Below are 17,862 nucleotides of genomic sequence, written 5' to 3'. Positions count from 1 at the left end.
CGGGCCTCACCCCAGCAGCGCCGCGATCACCACCAGCGCCGGTACCGACAGGACCGTGGACAGCAGGATCGACTCGCGGGCCAGGACCTCGCCGACGCGGTAGCGGGAGGCGTACGTGTAGAGGTTCTGGGCGGCGGGGAGGGCCGAGGTCACCACCACGTCGAGGAGCGGGGCGCCGCGCAGGCCGAAGACGCCCGCCGCCAGCGCCCAGGCGACCAGCGGCTGGCCCATCGCCTTGAGGACGACGGACAGCAGCACCGGCCTGCGGTCCGGGCCCCGGCCCGGCATGGTGCTGCCGCACAGCGAGATGCCGAAGGCCAGCAGCACCGCGGGCACCGACATGTTGCCGATCAGCGTCAGCGGGTCCAGGACCGGGCCCGGCACGGTCAGGCCGGTCGCGGAGACGGCGACGCCGGAGAGCGAGCCGACCGCGATGGGGTTGCGGACCGGCGCCGTCACCCGCCGCCACAGGGACGCCTTCTCGCCGGGCCGCGACAGGTCGAGGACCGTCAGCGCGATCGGCGTCACCACGATCTGCTGGAACAGCAGGACCGGCGCGACCAGCGAGGCGTCGCCCAGGACGTACACGGCGATCGGGATGCCGAGGTTGCCCGCGTTGACGTAACTGGAGCAGAGCGCGCCGATCGTGGTGCGGCCCGCGCCCCAGTGGCGCGCGGCGCCCACCGCGACGAAGACCCCCGCGACGGCCGCCGTGCTGATCGCCGTGATCAGCAGCCGGCTGGAGAAGATCACCGAGAGGTCGGCGCCGGCGAGCGTGGTGAACAGCAGCGCCGGCGAGGCCACGTGGAACGCCAGTTTGGTCAGCACCTCGCGGCCGTGCTCCCCGAGGTGGCCCCGGCGGCCGATCAGGTAGCCGACGCCGATGACGACGGCGATGACGGCGAAGCCGGTCAGCACCCCTTGCACGGCACCTCCCCGGATCCGCCGCCGGGCCGGACCGTCCGCACGGGCGGTACGGGAAGGGGGGCGGAAGGAAGGGGGAGCGGGGCCGCCACCTGGGCGGGCGCTGGTTCGTGTGGCATACACCCAACCCTCTGGGGCGGGCGTGTCCAGGTCAATGTGATCTCGGACGGCGGAAGTCCGGACGGACACGGCACGCACGGGACCGGCGACGCGTCACGGGACGGCACCGACGATGAGTTACGGGGCGGCCGCCGGTCTACCGCTCGTGGACGCTGCCATGACACCCGCCGTACTCATGCTCTCCGGCCCGCTCACCCGTGAGCAGGTGCCGGGACTGTGCGACGCCGCGCGCGCCCGGCTCGCGGCCGCCGGGACCGGCCTTCTGGTCTGCGACGTGGCCGCCCTCGGCCCGCCGGGCCTGGCCGCGGTCGACCTGCTGGCCCGGCTGGCGCTCACCGCGCGCCGGGCCGGCGGACGCCTCAGGCTGCGCGGCCCCGACCCCGCCCTACGGGCGCTCCTCGACGCCGTCGGACTCCGCTTCGAGGTGGAGGGGCTGCCCGAACAGCGGGAACCACCGCTTGGTGTCGAGGAAGCAGTGCAGCCCGGTGATCCGGCCGGCTGAGATCTCCAGCGCCTGCACCGCCCAGGGCATGTACCCGCCCGCGTCCGGGTCGGGCTTGTAGTGGGCGAAGCCCGGCAGGCCGTTCACCTCGACCGGCACCAGGCGCGAGTGGGCGCACGCGGCGCCCAGCGTCGACATGAAGCCCGTGATGTCCCGCGGGCCGGTCAGCCACAGGTCGAACGGCGGCATCGTCATGACGGCGTCCTCGTGCAGCAGGGCGGTCAGCGCCGCCATGTCGTAGCCCTCGAACGCGGCCACGTAGCGCTCCAGGAGCTTTTGCTGCTCCTCGTCCAGCGGGTCCGAGACCGCCGCGTCCGCCCCGGTGCGCGCGCTGTCGGCGAGGGTGGCGCGGGCCCGCTGGAGCGCGCTGTTGACCGACGCGACCGAGGTGTCGAGCAGCTCGGCGACCTCACTGGCCCGCCAGGCCAGCACCTCGCGCAGGATCAGCACGGCCCGCTGCTTGGGCGGCAGCTCCTGCAGCGCCGCCATGAAGGCCAGTCGTACGGACTCCTTGGCCACGGCCGCCTCCGCCGGGTCGTCGGTCGCCGGCAGCACCCGGGCGTCCGGCACCGGCTCCAGCCACACGGTGTCCGCGCGGGGGGTGAGCGCCGCCTGGGCCAGCGGTGTGGACGCCGTCAGGTCCATGGGGCGGGCGCGCTTGTTGCCCGCGGTCAGCATGTCCAGGCAGACGTTCGTCGCGATGCGGTACAGCCACGAGCGCATCGACGAGCGGCCCTCGAACGAGGCGTAGCCCCGCCAGGCGCGCACCAGCGTGTCCTGCACCGCGTCCTCCGCCTCGAAGGACGAGCCGAGCATGCGGTAGCAGTACCCCGTCAGCTCGGTGCGGTGCTTCTCCAACCGGACGTCGAGATCCGCCGTCGTCGCGTCGCTCATGGTCCACCCACCCCTGTGGCCGTCTTCCGTCGTCGCACCTTTGCGGCGCCAGCACTGCGGAAGCTACAGCAGCCCACTGACAACGGTCCGCGGAGTGGGTGAAGGGGCAGGTCAGGCAGTGGTGGTGAGGCGTTCGGCGCGAGCCGCCCGGGTGCCGGCGAGGGTGATGACGGCGACGCCCGCCACGGCCAGCAGCCCCAGGCCCACCGTGCCGGACCAGCCGACCGCGTGGAAGGCGACCGCGCCGAGCGCGCTGCCCGCGCTGGAGCCCAGGTAGTACGCCGACTGGTAGAGCGCCGACGCCTGGGCCCGGCCCCTCTTGGCGGTGTGGCTGACCGAGGAGGAGGCCACCGAGTGCCCCGCGAAGAAGCCCGCGGTGATCAGCACCAGGCCGAGCAGGACCGTGACCAGCGAGTCCGCCAGGGAGACCAGCAGGCCGGCCGTCGTGGTGGCGGCCGCCAGGTACAGCGCGCCGCGCCGCCCCAGGCGGTCCACGAGCTTCCCCGCGGTGGCCGACGAGACCGTGCCGACCAGGTAGACCAGGAAGATCGAGCCGATGACGCCCTGCGGCAGCGAGAACGGCGCGTCCGTGAGCCGGTAGCCGATCACCGTGTAGACGCCGCCGAAGACGGACATGAACAGCCCGCCGATCGCGTACAGCCGGCGCAGCAGCGGGTCGGCGAGGTGGCCGCGGACCGTACGGGCCAGGGCCCTGGGGTGCAGCGTGCCGGGGGTGAAGTGGCGGGGCGCCGGGAGCAGCAGGCGGAACGCCACCGCGCAGGCCACCGCGATCACGCCGATCACGCCGACCGCCGCGCGCCAGCCCCACTCCTGCGCGACCCAGCCCGTGACGATGCGGCCGCTCATGCCGCCGATGCTGTTGCCCGCGACGAACAGCCCGATCGCCGCGACCAGCGCCTTGGGCCTGACCTCCTCCGCGAGGAACGCCGTGGCCGAGGCCGGCAGCCCGGCCAGCGCGGCGCCCTGCACCGCCCGCAGCGCGATCAGCGCGCCCACCGACGGGGCGAACGGCACGAGGAGGCCGACGCCCACCGCGACCACCAGCGACGCCGTCATGACCGTACGCCGTCCGAACCGCTCCGACAGCGCGCTCAGCGGCAGCACGCACAGCGCCAGCGCGCCGGTCGCCGCCGACACCGTCCAGCTCGCCGCGCTCGCGCTCGCCCCGAGGTCACGGGAGATCAGCGGCAGCAGCGCCTGGGTCGAGTACAGCAGGGCGAAGGTGGCGACGCCCGCGAGGAAGAGGGCGAGGCTCACCCGGCGGTAGCCGGGGTCGCCCGGGGCCAGCCGGGTGTCGTCGGGGGCCGGTCCGGTGCCCTCCCGGACCGGTCGGCCGGCGGGCGCGCCGGCCGCGGCGCGGGAGCCGGGTGCGGAAGGGGAGTCGGCGGCGGGGACGGCGGCGGCGTCCACGGTGGTGGACGCCTCGGTACTGGCGGAAGGCATGCCCCGAACGTAGGCACCCGCTCACTGATCCGTCCAATGCACGGATTCGCCATAATCGTTCCCGTACAGCATCAGTTGAGGTCAGGAGCGCGCATGTCACCGTCCAGTGACACAGAAGACATCGTCGCGATGCTGGCGCCGCGCCTCGCGCACTTCGCCGCCGTCGCCCGCACCGAGCACGTCACCCGGGCCGCGCGGGAGCTGCAGGTCCCGCAGTCCACCCTGTCGCGCGCGCTGGTCCGCCTCGAACAGGACCTGGGCGTCGACCTGTTCGCGCGCCGCGGCCGCAGCCTGGCGCTCACGCCCGCGGGACGGACCTTCCTGGCCTCCGTGGAGCGCGCCCTCGCCGAGGTCGAGCGCGCCGCCGACGAGGTGCGCGCCGACGCCGACGCCGCCTCCGGCAAGGTCGCCTTCGGTTTCCTGCACACCATGGGCTCCGAGACCGTGCCCGCACTGCTGCGCGCCTTCCGCGCCGACCATCCGAAGGTGCGCTTCAGCCTCGTGCAGAACTACGGGGAGGCCATGATCGAGCGGCTGCGCGCGGGCGAGCTGGACCTGTGCCTGACCTCGCCCGTGCCCGACGCCCCCGACCTGGTGGGCCGCCGCCTCGACGAGCAGAAGCTGCGCCTGGTCGTGCCCGCCGACCACCGGCTCGCCCGGCGCCGGCGGGTGCGCCTCGCCGAGGCCGCCGACGAGGCGTTCGTGACCCTGGAGCCCGGCTACGGGCTGCGCCGCATCACCGACGACCTGTGCAAGGAGGCGGGCTTCAGGCCGCGCGTCGCCTTCGAGGGCGAGGAGGCGGAGACGCTGCGCGGGCTCGTCGCCGCGGGCCTCGGCGTCGCCCTGCTGCCGCCGCCCGCCGTGCCCCGCCCGGGCGTGGCCGAGCTGACGGTCACCGCCCCGCGCGCGGTGCGCGAGATCGGCCTCGCCTGGCTCGACGGCCACCCCGACACCCCGCCCGTGGCGGCCTTCAAGAAGTTCCTGCTCTCCCGGCGCGGCCGGCTGCTGCCGGACTGAGCGGCCCCGGCGGCGGCCGGCTCAGTGGCGCAGGGACCTGCCGAACCCCGCCGCCAGCGGCATCCGCAGTCCCAGCGGCGGCGGCGCGGCGAACGCGTCCTGCACGGGCCGGGAGAAGCCGTGCCCGAACAGCGTGCCCCTCACGAAGTCCTCGGCCAGTGCCAGGACTTCGGAGCGGTGCTGGTGCAGCCCGTGCCCGTCGGAGTGCACCTCGAAGCGGCAGACGTCGCGGTTGGCCTTCTTCGCCCGCGCCGCGAGCCGGAACGACAGCTCCGGGTCCGTGCGCTCGTCGTTGGTGCCGTGCACGATCATCACGTGCCGTCCGGCGAGCTGCTTCACCGGTTCGGGCGGCACCGCCACGTCCTCCTCGGGCAGCCACGGGGCCAGCGCCAGCACGGACTCGACGGCTTCGTGGCCGCCGGCGTGCAGCGCGGCACGGCCGCCCATGTCCACCCCGGCCAGGCACACGGGGACGTCGCCGTAGCGGCGCACCACCTCGTCGGCCGCCCAGGAGGCGTCCCGCGCGAGCTGCGCGTCGCTGCCGTTCCAGCCCCGGCAGTGGTAGTGCACCACGTGCGTGGCCAGGCCCTCCGTACGCCCCGCGCGCGCGAGGCGGCGCCCGAGGCCGCGCACGGAGGCGGCCGCCCACCACGGTGACGGACGGCGCACGGAGTCCTCGCAGCCGCCGGGCAGCAGCAGCACCACGCCGTTCACCGCCGTCGGCTGCTGACCGAGCGCCCGTCCCAGCCGGGCCCTGCGGACCGGCGTCGCTTGCTGTGCCATGACAGAACAGTGTCAGAAGCGTCGGTGTACGCCACCCGTCCACGCGGTCACCTTTGGGTATCGACGATCACCACGGCGGGTCCTTCGCCGTTCCCCACGTCCTCTACGCGCGTAGGCAGTACAGTGCGGAAATGACGAGCCAGCACCCGAACACCCCCAGCGAGGACCAGATCCGCCGGGCGCCGAAGGTCCTGCTGCACGACCACCTCGACGGCGGCCTGCGCCCCGGCACGATCGTCGACCTCGCCCGCGGGACGGGCTACGAGGGCCTGCCCGACACCGATCCGGACAAACTCGGCCGCTGGTTCCGCGAGGCCGCCGACTCCGGCTCCCTGGAGCGGTACCTGGAGACGTTCGCGCACACCTGCGCCGTGATGCAGACCCGGGAGGCGCTGGTCCGGGTCGCCGCCGAGTGCGCCGAGGACCTCGCCGCGGACGGCGTCGTGTACGCCGAGGTCCGCTACGCCCCGGAGCAGCACCTGGAGGGCGGACTCGCGCTCCACGAGGTCGTCGAGGCCGTCAACGAGGGCTTCCGGGAGGGCGAGCGGCGCGCCCGCGGGAACGGCCACCGCATCCGGGTGGGCGCCCTGCTCACCGCCATGCGGCACGCGGCCCGCGCCCTGGAGATCGCCGAACTCGCCAACTCCTACCGCGACCTGGGCGTCGTCGGCTTCGACATCGCGGGCGCCGAGGCCGGCCACCCGCCCACCCGGCACCTCGACGCCTTCGAGTACCTGAAGCGGGAGAACAACCGATTCACGATCCACGCGGGCGAGGCCTTCGGGCTGCCCTCGATCTGGCAGGCCCTCCAGTGGTGCGGCGCCGACCGGCTCGGCCACGGGGTGCGCATCATCGACGACATCCACGTCGGCGAGGACGGCACCGTGGAGCTCGGGCGCCTCGCCTCGTACGTGCGCGACAAGCGCGTACCGCTGGAGCTGTGCCCGAGCTCCAACCTCCAGACGGGCGCCGCCGACTCGTACGCCTCGCACCCCATCGGCCTGCTGCGGCGGCTGCACTTCCGGGTCACCGTGAACACCGACAACCGGCTGATGTCCGGCACCGGCATGAGCCGTGAATTCGAGCATCTTGTCGGTGCATTCGGCTATTCGCTCGACGACCTCCAGTGGTTCACGGTCAATGCGATGAAATCAGCGTTCATCCCTTTCGATGAACGACTGGCCATGATCAACGACGTCGTCAAGCCCGGATACGCCGCCCTGAAGTCCGAACGGCTGTTCCAGTAGACCGCTTCCACCAGCGGTTTCGCTGAGAAGGCGGAGTGAGTCGACGCAACGGCGGAATGGCTGGAGCGCCCAATCGGCCGATGGTCCGATGTTTGCAGGGCGCATGAGCGCGTGTTTACGGTTTCGCACCGCTCGAATCCCCGTCACGCAAGGACGAAGATGAAGCAGTCTGCTGCCAAGACCCTCGGTGTCGCCGCTCTCGGCGCCGCCTTCGCCGCCGTGGGCGCGGGTGCCGCCGAGGCGGCGCCGGCCCTCCCGGACACCGGCCCCGCCCTCGGCAACGTCGCCGAGTCGCTGCCCGTGAACGGTGTCGTCGAGACGCTGCCGGCCGGGGGCGCCGTGAGCCGGGGCCAGGAGGTGCTGAGCAACGGTCTGACCACTGCCCGGCCCGTCCTCGAGAGCGTCGCCAAGAAGGGCCCGACCGGGCCGGTCGCCGGGCTGCTCGGCGGACTGCCGCTGGAGGGCCTGCCCACGCACGGCCTGCCGGTCAACGGCATCCCGCTGGGCTGACCCGCACCCGCACGCCCGATGGGGCGCACCCCGGACCGGGGTGCGCCCCATCGGCGTTCGCGTCCATCGCGTGCGGCCCCCGGGCGTCCGGCCGAGGCGGTCCGCGCCCGCCGGCCACCGCGGCCGGCGGCCGGCGTCACCAGGCCGTGCGGCCCTTGCCCTCGGACGGCAGCAGCACCCACAGGGCGATGTAGAGCACGAACTGGGGCCCCGGCAGGAGGCAGGACAGCAGGAAGATCACCCGCATCGTGGTGGCGGAGGTCCCGAAGCGCCGTGCCAGCGCTGCGCACACTCCGCCGATCATGCGGCCGTTGGTGGGGCGGGCAAGAGCGGTCATGACGGCTCCTTCGTGAGCGACGGCAGGGGCTCCCCCGTGTGGTCTGCCCCGTACTGGTACCCACGCTACGGACGGGAAGCGGGCAAAGCGTCGCTCTACGGGGCGATCCCGACCCTGGGAATCGTCGGGGTCCGCCCCTGAGCCGCGTCCTCCGGGCGGGGGCCGGTCCGGTGCCGACGCTCCGCCCGGCGACGGAGCCCGGCCCGCGCCGCGGGGACGACGGCGAGATGGGCGATCGCCACGCCCACCGTGTTGAGCAGCAGCGAGTCGACGTCCACGACCTGACCCGGCACCCCGGTCTGCAGCAGTTCGATGGCCAGCGAGAGCAGGGCCCCGGCGGTGACCGTCCGCAGCAGCGACAGCAGCGGGGAGACGGTCAGCCGGCCGGCGGCCAGCGGGAGCAGGACGCCCAGCGGGGCGAGCAGCAGCAGGCCGCCGCCGATGTTCCGGACCGCCGCCGCCGGGCCCAGCGCGACGTCCGCCCGGATGCCGGCGAACGGACGCAGGTTCGCGGGGGCCACCCACGGCACGTCCAGCGGACGCAGCGTGAGCCAGGCGACGAGCGCGAGGTGCGCGACGAGGAGGACACCCCCTGCCGCACGGAAACGGATCGCGGCCCTGCCGCCGTTGGAGCCTTGACGCTGCACGCCCCCCAAGACGCGGCGCCCGGCGGGATCGGTTCCGTGTCGCCGCCGGGCGCGTGCCGCGGTGGTGAGGCGTGTGCCACACCACCGGAGCGCGCCCGGGGCTCAGCTGCCGTCGGCCGCCGTCGTGGGCGGTGCCTCGGTGCCGGGCCGGGACCGCACCTCCGGGGTGCACCCGTAGCGCAGCGGCGCCTCGTCGCCCGGCCCTCCCAGGACGGCCGTGCCGTCGTCGGAGTCGTCCGTCGAGCCGGCGAGGGTGCAGACGACCTGGGCGAGCGCGTACGGGGTGAGGTCGGCGGGCGGCACGTCCAGCCGGAGCGTCCCCTCCGGGTCGCCCGGACGCGGTCCGGAGACCTTCACGCCGCGCCGGACGTCCGTGGTGTAGCCCGCCTGCCTCTCGGCGGCCGTCGGGGGCGAGGCGAGGTCGTCGAGCAGGGCCTGCGCGGCGCGCACCCGTTCGGTCGCCGCGTCGCCCGCCGCCGTGCGCACGGTCCGGTCCACCGCCACCAGCTGCGAGGAGCACAGCAGGAACACCTGGACGGGGATGCCGGCCGAGGACTGCGTGGCGACGCCCGTGCCGGTGAGCGCGCAGGGCAGCCGGGAGGGCGCGGCGCCGAAGTCGGTCGGCACCTCGGTCGGCCGGATCCCGCACCCCGCGAGCGCCAGGGCCAGCAGCGGTACGGCGAGCAGCGCGCCCCGCGTCCGGCGCACGGCACCGCGCGCCCGTACGGCCTGCGCGGCGCGCCCGGAGGCCGTCCGGGCGGTCCGGTCCCCGCGTGCGGTGAGCACGGTACGCGGGCCCCGTGCGCTGCGTGCGGTCATCGTGCCTCCCCTTCGGCACCCTCGGCGCCTTCGGCGTCCGGCGCGCCGTCCCCGCGCTCCCGGTGCCCGTCCTTCGTGTCCGACGGCCGGTCCGGCCCGGCACCGCCGCCGCTCCCGCCGTTCCCCGCCTCCTCCGTCAGCGCGGACGCGTCCCGGGGCAGCCGCAGGCAGAACACCGCACCGCCGCCGGGCGCGTTGCCGGCGGTGATCTCGCCGCCGTGGATGTGCGCGTTCGCCAGGGCGATGGACAGGCCGAGGCCGCTGCCCTCCGAGCGGGGCCGGGAGGCGCTCGCCTTGTAGAAGCGGTCGAAGACGTGCGGCAGGACGTCCTCGGGGATGCCGGGGCCGTTGTCCCGCACCTCGATCAGCAGGTCCTCGTCCTCCTCGCGGACCGCGACGCGGACCGGGGAGCCGCCGTGCTTGAGCGCGTTGCCGATCAGGTTGGCCAGGATCACGTCCAGGCGGCGCGGGTCCAGGCGGGCCGTGATGCCGCGCTCGGCGTCCAGCTCCACCGCGTCCAGCCAGGCGCGCGCGTCGATGCAGGCGGTGATCTGGTCGGCGATGTCGACGTCGTCCAGGACGAGGCGGGCGGTCCCCGCGTCGAAGCGGGTGACCTCCATCAGGTTCTCCACCAGGTCGTTCAGGCGGCGGGTCTCGCTGACGACGAGCCGTACGGCCGGCTCGATCATCGGGTCGACGCTGCCGGTCTCCGCGTCGAGCTCCTCCTCCAGGACCTCCGTCACGGCCGTGATCGCGGTCAGCGGGGTGCGCAGCTCGTGGGACATGTCCGCGACGAAGCGCCGGGAGGCCTCGTCGCGCGCGCTCATGTCGGCGACCCGCTTCTCCAGCGCCGCCGCGGCGCGGTTGAACGTCCGCGACAGGTCCGCGAGTTCGTCCGTGCCCGACACCCTGAGCCGGGTGTCCAGCTTGCCCTCGCCGAGCCGCCGGGCCGCCGCCCCCAGGCGGTGCACCGGCTTCAGGACCGTCGTCGCGGCCGCCTGCGCGAGCAGCGCCGCGCCGATCAGCGCGAGGCCCGTGGCGATCCCCAGCGACCAGGCCAGCGAGTTGAGGTCCTTGGCCTCCGGCTCCAGGGACTTGAGCAGGTAGCCGGTCGGGCCGCCGCCGATCACCTGGGCGCCGCCCACGAGGTACGGGGTGTCGTCGACGACGACCCGCTGCCAGTACAGGTGGTAGGGGGACTTGTTGGTCGACGTCAGCGGCTGCTTCCTGCCGACGGCCGCGCGCAGCGAGCGCGGCACGTCGTCCAGGGAGAAGCTGTCGAGGTCGGAATTGCCGACGACGGTCCCGCCCCGCTCGTCCTGCGCGACCAGCAGCACGCTGAAGCCCTGGCCGCCGTCGGCCATCTGCCCGGCCGTGCGCTGCAGTTCGTCCTGCGTCGGGTGCAGCCGCAGCGCGCTCGCGCGGTTCTGCATCTCCTGCTGGAAGTCGCGCAGCACCGCGTCCTGGGTGCGGGTGAGCACCGCCTCGCGGTTGAGCCAGTACGCGATGCCCGAGGCGGACACCGCGGCGGTCAGCGCGACGAGGCCGAACACCACGGCCAGCCGCAGCCGCAGACTCGTGAACCGCAGTCCCGACATGATCCTTCTGCGCGCCGCGGTCCAGCCGCGGCGCGCCTGCTGCGGTCGGCTCACCGCGTCCGACCGTCCGCTTCCGCCGTGCCGCGGCGCGCCCGCGCGCCGTCCGTCCCCACCGCTCCCATGGCCGTACGCGCCTCTCTCACGCCGGGGCGTCCAGCCGGTAGCCCACGCCGCGCACCGTGCGGATCAGCGTCGGCGAGGACGGTACGTCCTCCACCTTCGCGCGCAGCCGCTGCACGCAGGCGTCGACCAGCCGCGAGTCGCCGAGGTAGTCGTGCTCCCACACCAGGCGCAGCAGCTGCTGGCGGGAGAGCGCCTGTCCGGGGCGGCGGCTGAGCTCCAGCAGCAGGCGCAGCTCGGTCGGCGTGAGCTGCAGGTCCTCGCCGTTCTTGGTGACCGTCATCGCGGCCCGGTCGATGACCAGGCTGCCGAAGGTCGCCGAGTCGTTCGCCTCGCGCTCGCCGCGCCGCAGCACGGCGCGGATCCGGGCGTCCAGGACCCGGCCCTGCACCGGCTTGACCACGTAGTCGTCGGCGCCCGACTCCAGGCCGACCACGACGTCGATGTCGTCGCTGCGCGCGGTCAGCAGGATGATCGGCAGCTGGTCCGTGCGGCGGATGCGCCGGCACACCTCGAACCCGTCGATGCCCGGCAGCATCACGTCCAGCACGATCAGGTCCGGCCGCTGCTCGCGCAGCAGCTTCAGACCGTCCTCACCGGTGGCAGCGGTGGCGACCCGGTGTCCCTGGCGTGTCAGGGACAGCTCCAGGGCCGTACGGATGGCGTCGTCGTCCTCGATCAGCAACAGGGAAGGCACGGACGTCATTCTGGCCCATGCCAGGGGACTGTTTCGACTCCTGTACGGGTCCCGCGCATCTCCCCGCCCCCGGGAGCCGCCGCGCGGGTGCTTCCGGGGGCGGGACGCGGCCCGTTCCTGTGGACACGCTGTGCCACGCCCGGGGGTGGGCCCTGTGACAGGTCTGTGACAGTCGGCGGACACCGTCATGAAGTCGCCCCGGCAAGCTTTTCGGCACGGGTCGGGAAGCACCGGCCGGCCAGGACTCCACGACAAGGGGGCGCACCATGAACACGCTGCACGGCACCAGCACCCGCGCAGTGGTCACGCGTCTCCACGACGTCACGCGGAGCCCGGAGAAGTCCGGTGTCGTGAGCGGGCGGGGGTGCGCTCGCGGCACCGGGCGTCAGCACACCGCGTACATGACGGTGGTTGACGCGTTCACGGGGGGAAGTCCCGACGGGGGAGCTCACGGGGGAGCCGCGTACGGGGAGGGCTCGGGGGAGCGCTCGGTGTCGGAGGCGGAGTTCACCGCCTACGTCCAGGAGCGCCGCGCCTCCCTGTACGCCACCGCCTACCACCTGACCGGGGACCGCTTCGAGGCCGAGGACCTGCTGCAGAGCGCGCTGTTCTCGACCTACCGGGCCTGGGACCGGATCAGCGACAAGGCCGCGGTCGGGGGCTACCTCCGCCGCACCATGACCAACCTGCACATCAGCGCGTGGCGCCGCCGCAAGCTGAACGAGTACCCGACCGAGGAGCTGCCGGAGACGGCCGGCGACACGGACGCGATGCGCGGCACCGAACTGCGCGCGGTCCTGTGGCAGGCGCTCGCCCGGCTGCCCGAACTCCAGCGCACCATGCTGGTCCTGCGCTACTACGAGGGCCGCACGGACCCGGAGATCGCGGAGATCCTCGACATCAGCGTCGGCACGGTGAAGTCCAGCATCTGGCGCTCGCTGCGCCGGCTGCGCGAGGACGAGGTCCTCAGCTTCGGCCGTGACCAGGAGGAGTCCTTCGAGGAGCTCGTCGCCTGACGGGCGCCCGCGGAGGCGAGGAGGGGGAACACGGGGGCGTCCGCCCCTTCCGGGGGGAAGCGGCGGACGGTGCACCACGGGGGAGCACCACAGGAGGGGGACCACGGGGGTCACGGGGGAACACGGGGTACGGGGGTGCCACGGGGGAAAGGGAGCGGGACTGGAGGGCCGGGGGGTCCGTCCAGTCCCGCTTCTCCGTGTGCACGGGCTTGCGCGCCGCCGTGAGGTGGCCCGGCGGCGCGTGCCCTACGGCACGAGGGGCAGGGCGTCGTCGGCCGCCGCCGCACGGGGGGACGGCACCGCCGCCCCGGACCGGTCCGCCGCGGCGGCCGCCGACGCGAGCCGGGCCAGGGCCTCGTCCTTGTCGCAGGCGCGGGCGCCCAGGGCCGTCTGGCGGGCCACGATGGACCGCTCGGCGCGCATCAGCCGCCAGCCGCGGCGCAGCAGGAACGGCACCGACTTGCGGCCCTCCCGCAGGTCCCGCAGGAACCGGCGGCGGAACGTCCGCACCGCGCCCCGGTTCAGGCACAGGGCGTCCGCGAGCAGGCCGAGCTCCCGGCACCGCTCGACGACGTCGGCGGCGAACACGCCCTCCGCGATGAACACCGGCGCCGATCCGGTCTCGACGGTGTCCTCGCCGGTACGGGCGCTCAGCGCGAGGTCGTACCGCGGCACCCGGGCACGGCCGGTGCGGCACAGGTCGGCGATGGCCGCGACCGCGCGGTCCTCGTCCCAGGACAGCGGGTGGTCCCAGTCGATGTCGGAACTCCCCGCCACCAGCGGCAGCGTCGGGTCGGTCCCTTCCTTGTAGAAGTCGTCAAGGCGCAGCACGGGCAGACCCGAGCGGGCGGCGACGAGGGACTTTCCGGAGCCGGAGGGTCCGCACAGCAGTACGACGCGGGCGGACAGCGGGGAAGGAGAACTCACGGAACACCAGTGTGAGGCATGCGGCCCCGGCGTGGACCCCGCGGGTCGGCTTTGGAGCGTGTGTCACACTTCAACTACCTTGAGTGTCCAATTGATTACTTTACGCAGCAGAGGTGGCACCCCGATGGCACGACACCCGTCCGCTCAGACCCCGACCGCCGCCCGGCGCGCGCTGGTGCGCGCGGGCCTGGCGCTCACGACCGCGGCCGGCGCGGTCGGCGCGGGCGCCGCCACCGCCTCCGCGGCCGTCCTCCCGCACGTCGAGACCTCCTCGGCCAGTTCCCTGGGGAAGATCGACCCCGAGGCCGGACTCAAGGCGCTGACCGGGACCGTCGGGTACGTCACCGGCCCGGTCGCGGGCCTGAAGCCCAACCCGCTGGCCGGCACGGGCACCGACCCGCTGGACAACGGGATCGGCACGCAGGTCGCCGACTTCCAGCCGGTGTCGACGACCATGCTGACGGCACCGCTGGCCCAGGCCGAGTCGCTCGGCGGCGTCCCGGTGGTGGGACAGGCCGCGGGGGCGCTGGGCTGACGGCCGCCGTCCGGGGCGCGACGGCGCACGTCCGGGCGGGTGGCCGGAACGCGCGAGGGGCCGCGCTTCCCGGACGGGCGGGAGGCACGGCCCCTCGGTGCGCGCGAGGACGTCCCCGGCGCGATGGGTCCCAGCCGTGACGGGTCCTGGCCGCGACGGGTCCCGGCGGGGCGCCGGGCTCCGGGTGCGCGGGTCCTCAGTACGACGAGCCGGACGCGCCCAGGGCGCCGGTCGTGTGCCAGACCGTCTTCGTCTCCAGGAAGGCGGTCAGGCGCTCGGTGCCCGGGGTCGCGGACCAGCCGCCGTCGTCCACAGGCTGTGGACGCAGGACGCGCTTCAGGTTGTCCGCGGCGGCGATCTCCAGCTCCTTCGCCAGGGCCTCGTCGGCTCCCGCGAGGTCGATGGCGTTGACGTCCTGGTGCGCGGCCAGCGGAGCGGCGATCTCGGCGGTCCGGCCGGACAGGATGTTGACGACGCCGCCGGGCACGTCGGAGGTGGCCAGTACCTCGCCGAGCGACAGGGCCGGGAGCGGGAACCGCTCGGAGGCGATCACGACCGCCGTGTTGCCGGTGGCGATCACCGGGGCGATCACCGACACCAGGCCCAGGAACGACGACTCCTGGGGCGCGAGCACGGCCACCACGCCCGTCGGCTCCGGGGTGGAGAGGTTGAAGTACGGGCCCGCGACCGGGTTGGCGCCGCCGACGACCTGGGCGATCTTGTCGGTCCAGCCCGCGTACCAGACCCAGCGGTCGACCGCCGCGTCGACCTGGGCGGCGGCCTCGGCCTGCGACAGGCCCTCGGCCTCCGCCACCTCCCGGACGAACTGCTCCCTGCGGCCCTCCAGCATCTCGGCGACGCGGTAGAGGACCTGCCCGCGGTTGTACGCGGTCGCGCCCGACCAGCCGCCGAACGCCTTCCGCGCGGCGACGACCGCGTCCCGGGCGTCCTTGCGGGAGGAGAGGGGCGCGTTGGCCAGCCATGTGCCCTGCGAGTCGGTCACCTCGTACACCCGGCCGCTCTCGGAACGCGGGAACTTCCCGCCGACGTACAGCTTGTATGTCTTGAAGACCGACAGGCGCGGTGCGGCGCCCGCGGTGCCTTCGGGCTCTCCGGGCCGCTCGCCCTTCCCGGCCTTCGCGGTCTTCCCGGTCTTCCCGGTCTTCTCGGGCTTGTCAGACATCGAGGTACGCCTCCAGGCCGTGGCGGCCGCCCTCGCGGCCGGAGCCCGACTCCTTGTAGCCGCCGAACGGCGAGGTGGGGTCGAACTTGTTGAACGTGTTGGACCAGACGACACCGGCGCGCAGCCTGTTCGCGACCGCCAGGACGCGGGAGCCCTTCTCCGACCAGATGCCGGCGGAGAGGCCGTACGGGGTGTTGTTCGCCTTGGCGACCGCCTCGTCGGGCGTGCGGAAGGTCAGCACCGACAGGACCGGGCCGAAGATCTCCTCGCGGGCGACGGTGTGCGCCTGCGTGACGCCCGTGAACAGCGTCGGGGCGAACCAGTAGCCGGTGGACGGCAGCTCGCAGGCGGGGGACCAGCGCTCGGCGCCCTCGGCCTCGCCGCGCTCGGCCAGCGCGGTGATGCGGGCCAGCTGCTCGGCGGAGTTGATCGCGCCGATGTCGGTGTTCTTGTCGAGCGGGTCGCCCAGGCGCAGGGTGGTCAGCCTGCGCTTGAGCGCGTCGAGGAGCTCGTCCTGGACCGACTCCTGCACCAGCAGCCGGGAGCCCGCGCAGCAGACCTGGCCCTGGTTGAAGAAGATGCCGTTCACGATGCCCTCGACGGCCTGGTCGAGCGGGGCGTCGTCGAAGACGATGTTCGCGCCCTTGCCGCCGAGTTCGAGGGTGAGCTTCTTGCGGGTGCCCGCGACCGTGCGGGCGATCTCCTTGCCGACCGCCGTGGAGCCGGTGAAGGCGACCTTGTCCACGTCCGGGTGGGCGACGAGCGCCGCGCCCGCGTCCCCGTAGCCGGGCACGATGTTCACGACGCCCTTGGGCAGGCCCGCCTGGCGGCAGACGTCCGCGAAGAAGAGAGCGGAGAGGGGGGTCGTCTCGGCGGGCTTCAGGACGACCGTGTTGCCGGTCGCGAGGGCCGGGGCGATCTTCCAGGCCAGCATGAGGAGGGGGAAGTTCCAGGGGATGACCTGGCCCGCGACGCCGAGCGGGCGCGGGCTCGCGCCACTGTGCCCGTTTGTCGTCCTCCGGCCGAACCCCGCGTGCTCCAGCTTGTCGGCCCAGCCCGCGTAGTAGAAGAAGTGCGCGGCGACCAGCGGCAGGTCGCTGTCGCGGGTCTCCTTGATCGGCTTGCCGTTGTCCAGCGTCTCCAGGACGGCCAGCTCGCGGCTGCGCTCCTGGACGATGCGGGCGATGCGGAAGAGGTACTTGGCGCGCTCGGAGCCCGGCAGCGCCGACCACGAGGCGAAGGCCCGGCGGGCGGCCCGCACCGCGCGGTCGACGTCGGCCTCACCGGCCTGCGCGACCTCGGACAGCACCTCCTCGGTGGCCGGGGCGACCGTCTTGAACACCCGGCCGTCCGCGGCCTCGGTGAACTCGCCGTCGATGAACAGACCGTAGGACGGCGCGATGTCGACGACCGCGCGCGACTCGGGCGCGGGGGCGTACTCGAATGCCGATGCCGGCTTTTCCATGCTCATGGGTGTCAGTCCACCGTCACGTAGTCGGGGCCGGAGTACCGGCCGGTGGCGAGCTTCTGACGCTGCATCAGCAGATCGTTCAGGAGCGAGGACGCGCCGAAGCGGAACCAGTGGTTGTCCAGCCAGTCCCCGCCCGCGGTCTCGTTGACCAGGACCAGGAACTTCAAGGCGTCCTTGGCGGTGCGGATGCCGCCCGCGGGCTTCACGCCGACCTGGACCCCGGTCTGCGCCCGGAAGTCCCGCACCGCCTCCAGCATCAGCAGGGTGTTCGCGGGGGTCGCGTTCACCCCCACCTTGCCGGTCGAGGTCTTGATGAAGTCGGCGCCCGCCAGCATGCCGAGCCAGCTCGCGCGCCGGATGTTGTCGTACGTCGACAGCTCGCCGGTCTCGAAGATGACCTTCAGCCGGGCGGCGCCCGAGGCCTCCTTCACGGCGACGATCTCCTCGTACACCTTCAGGTAGCGGCCCGCGAGGAACGCGCCGCGGTCGATGACCATGTCGATCTCGTCGGCGCCCGCGGCGACGGCGTCGCGCACGTCGGCGAGCTTCACCCCCAGCGCGGCGCGGCCCGCCGGGAAGGCGGTGGCCACGGAGGCGACCAGCACGCCGGAGCCGGCGACGGCCTCCTTGGCGGCGGCCACCATGTCGGGGTAGACGCAGACGGCGGCCGTCGTGGGCGCCGTGCGGTCCGTCGGGTCGGGGTGGACGGCCTTGGCGCCGAGCGCCCGGACCTTGCCCGGGGTGTCCGCGCCCTCCAGGGTCGTCAGGTCGACCATGGAGATGGCGAGGTCCAGCGCGTACGCCTTCGCGGTGGTCTTGATCGAGCGGGTGCCGAGCGCGGCGGCGCGCGCCTCCAGGCCGACCGCGTCGACGCCGGGCAGCCCGTGGAGGAAGCGACGCAGCGAGCTGTCGGACGCGGTCACGTCGCCGAGGGGGCTGCCGCCCGCGCGCGGGGCGGTGGGCGGGTGCGCGGCGTTGGGTGCAGAGGTGGGCATGGTCACGAGGGGAGCATATCTACGCGCGTAGCGGCTGTCACCCCCTCGCGTTCCGG

The 17,862-nt window shown here is 74.0% G+C and carries 19 protein-coding genes; 6 read left to right on the top strand and 13 right to left on the bottom strand.

The annotated features are described in order from the left end of the window. Positions 1 to 6 precede the first annotated feature (6 nt). Complete coding sequence (locus tag IE271_RS05190) at positions 7 to 927, bottom strand: AEC family transporter (protein WP_190188947.1); 921 nt, start codon at positions 925 to 927, stop codon at positions 7 to 9. A gap of 274 nt (positions 928 to 1,201) precedes the next feature. Between IE271_RS05190 and IE271_RS05185 the strand changes: the two genes are divergently transcribed. Beyond that, positions 1,202 to 1,546 carry an STAS domain-containing protein gene (locus IE271_RS05185; protein ID WP_373308715.1) on the top strand — a complete coding sequence of 115 codons (345 nt, stop codon included), beginning with the start codon at positions 1,202 to 1,204 and terminating at the stop codon, positions 1,544 to 1,546. Here the strand turns inward: IE271_RS05185 and IE271_RS05180 are convergent. Both IE271_RS05180 and IE271_RS05175 read right to left on the bottom strand, forming a co-directional pair. Further along, positions 1,430 to 2,440: a sigma-70 family RNA polymerase sigma factor gene (locus tag IE271_RS05180; protein WP_190188945.1), complete on the bottom strand. Its 1,011-nt coding sequence runs from the start codon at positions 2,438 to 2,440 to the stop codon at positions 1,430 to 1,432. The two genes, IE271_RS05185 and IE271_RS05180, sit on opposite strands and share 117 nt — an antisense overlap. A gap of 111 nt (positions 2,441 to 2,551) precedes the next feature. Further along, positions 2,552 to 3,904: an MFS transporter gene (locus IE271_RS05175; RefSeq protein ID WP_190188944.1), complete on the bottom strand. Its 1,353-nt coding sequence runs from the start codon at positions 3,902 to 3,904 to the stop codon at positions 2,552 to 2,554. Between the two features lie 93 nt (positions 3,905 to 3,997). Between IE271_RS05175 and IE271_RS05170 the strand changes: the two genes are divergently transcribed. Further along, positions 3,998 to 4,921 carry a LysR family transcriptional regulator gene (locus IE271_RS05170; protein ID WP_194554787.1) on the top strand — a complete coding sequence of 308 codons (924 nt, stop codon included), beginning with the start codon at positions 3,998 to 4,000 and terminating at the stop codon, positions 4,919 to 4,921. Between the two features lie 21 nt (positions 4,922 to 4,942). Here IE271_RS05170 and IE271_RS05165 read toward each other — a convergent pair whose 3' ends face one another. Beyond that, positions 4,943 to 5,704 carry a prolyl oligopeptidase family serine peptidase gene (locus IE271_RS05165; protein ID WP_190188942.1) on the bottom strand — a complete coding sequence of 254 codons (762 nt, stop codon included), beginning with the start codon at positions 5,702 to 5,704 and terminating at the stop codon, positions 4,943 to 4,945. A gap of 131 nt (positions 5,705 to 5,835) precedes the next feature. Here IE271_RS05165 and IE271_RS05160 point away from each other — a divergent pair, with 131 nt between their 5' ends. Both IE271_RS05160 and IE271_RS05155 read left to right on the top strand, forming a co-directional pair. Further along, entirely contained in the window at positions 5,836 to 6,951 is a 1,116-nt protein-coding gene (locus tag IE271_RS05160) for an adenosine deaminase (protein ID WP_190188941.1), read from the top strand. A gap of 159 nt (positions 6,952 to 7,110) precedes the next feature. Continuing rightward, a complete protein-coding gene (locus IE271_RS05155; protein WP_190188940.1) occupies positions 7,111 to 7,461 on the top strand; it encodes an ATP-binding protein in 351 nt (116 codons plus the stop codon). A gap of 136 nt (positions 7,462 to 7,597) precedes the next feature. Here IE271_RS05155 and IE271_RS05150 read toward each other — a convergent pair whose 3' ends face one another. The 5 genes from IE271_RS05150 to afsQ1 form a co-directional block, all read right to left on the bottom strand. Beyond that, entirely contained in the window at positions 7,598 to 7,798 is a 201-nt protein-coding gene (locus IE271_RS05150) for a PspC domain-containing protein (RefSeq protein WP_190188939.1), read from the bottom strand. 95 nt (positions 7,799 to 7,893) lie between these two features. Next, entirely contained in the window at positions 7,894 to 8,445 is a 552-nt protein-coding gene (locus tag IE271_RS05145) for a VanZ family protein (protein WP_190188938.1), read from the bottom strand. Positions 8,446 to 8,547: 102 nt separating this feature from the next. After that, on the bottom strand, positions 8,548 to 9,264 hold the full coding sequence (locus IE271_RS05140) for a hypothetical protein (protein ID WP_229919122.1): 717 nt from the start codon (positions 9,262 to 9,264) through the stop codon (positions 8,548 to 8,550). Next, positions 9,261 to 10,862, bottom strand: a complete 1,602-nt coding sequence (locus IE271_RS05135) for a sensor histidine kinase (RefSeq protein WP_190188997.1) — start codon at positions 10,860 to 10,862, stop codon at positions 9,261 to 9,263. The genes IE271_RS05140 and IE271_RS05135 overlap by 4 nt, the downstream gene beginning before the upstream one ends. A 139-nt stretch (positions 10,863 to 11,001) precedes the next feature. After that, complete coding sequence (afsQ1, locus tag IE271_RS05130) at positions 11,002 to 11,679, bottom strand: two-component system response regulator AfsQ1 (protein ID WP_190188937.1); 678 nt, start codon at positions 11,677 to 11,679, stop codon at positions 11,002 to 11,004. Between the two features lie 266 nt (positions 11,680 to 11,945). On the opposite strand from afsQ1, the gene IE271_RS05125 reads away from it, so the two are divergent. Beyond that, positions 11,946 to 12,695 carry a SigE family RNA polymerase sigma factor gene (locus tag IE271_RS05125; RefSeq protein WP_190188936.1) on the top strand — a complete coding sequence of 250 codons (750 nt, stop codon included), beginning with the start codon at positions 11,946 to 11,948 and terminating at the stop codon, positions 12,693 to 12,695. A 246-nt stretch (positions 12,696 to 12,941) separates the two neighbouring features. Here IE271_RS05125 and IE271_RS05120 read toward each other — a convergent pair whose 3' ends face one another. Further along, the gene (locus IE271_RS05120) at positions 12,942 to 13,622 is read right to left on the bottom strand and encodes a uridine kinase family protein (protein WP_190188935.1); all 681 of its coding nucleotides are present in this window, start codon (positions 13,620 to 13,622) and stop codon (positions 12,942 to 12,944) included. A gap of 124 nt (positions 13,623 to 13,746) precedes the next feature. Between IE271_RS05120 and IE271_RS05115 the strand changes: the two genes are divergently transcribed. Then, a complete protein-coding gene (locus IE271_RS05115) occupies positions 13,747 to 14,157 on the top strand; it encodes a hypothetical protein (protein ID WP_190188934.1) in 411 nt (136 codons plus the stop codon). Between the two features lie 196 nt (positions 14,158 to 14,353). Here IE271_RS05115 and IE271_RS05110 read toward each other — a convergent pair whose 3' ends face one another. Genes IE271_RS05110 through deoC form a run of 3 tightly spaced genes read right to left on the bottom strand, consistent with a single transcriptional unit; the run spans position 14,354 to position 17,806 of the window. Continuing rightward, the gene (locus tag IE271_RS05110) at positions 14,354 to 15,340 is read right to left on the bottom strand and encodes an aldehyde dehydrogenase family protein (protein ID WP_229919121.1); all 987 of its coding nucleotides are present in this window, start codon (positions 15,338 to 15,340) and stop codon (positions 14,354 to 14,356) included. After that, the gene (locus tag IE271_RS05105; RefSeq protein ID WP_190188995.1) at positions 15,333 to 16,805 is read right to left on the bottom strand and encodes an aldehyde dehydrogenase family protein; all 1,473 of its coding nucleotides are present in this window, start codon (positions 16,803 to 16,805) and stop codon (positions 15,333 to 15,335) included. The genes IE271_RS05110 and IE271_RS05105 overlap by 8 nt, the downstream gene beginning before the upstream one ends. A gap of 11 nt (positions 16,806 to 16,816) precedes the next feature. Continuing rightward, positions 16,817 to 17,806: a deoxyribose-phosphate aldolase gene (deoC, locus tag IE271_RS05100; RefSeq protein WP_190188994.1), complete on the bottom strand. Its 990-nt coding sequence runs from the start codon at positions 17,804 to 17,806 to the stop codon at positions 16,817 to 16,819. Positions 17,807 to 17,862 lie beyond the last annotated feature (56 nt).

This window comes from Streptomyces minutiscleroticus, from assembly GCF_014650875.1.
GTDB lineage: Bacteria > Actinomycetota > Actinomycetes > Streptomycetales > Streptomycetaceae > Streptomyces > Streptomyces minutiscleroticus.
The sequence above is the reverse complement of the archived record's forward strand: the minus strand, read 5'-3'. Positions and strand labels throughout refer to the sequence as shown.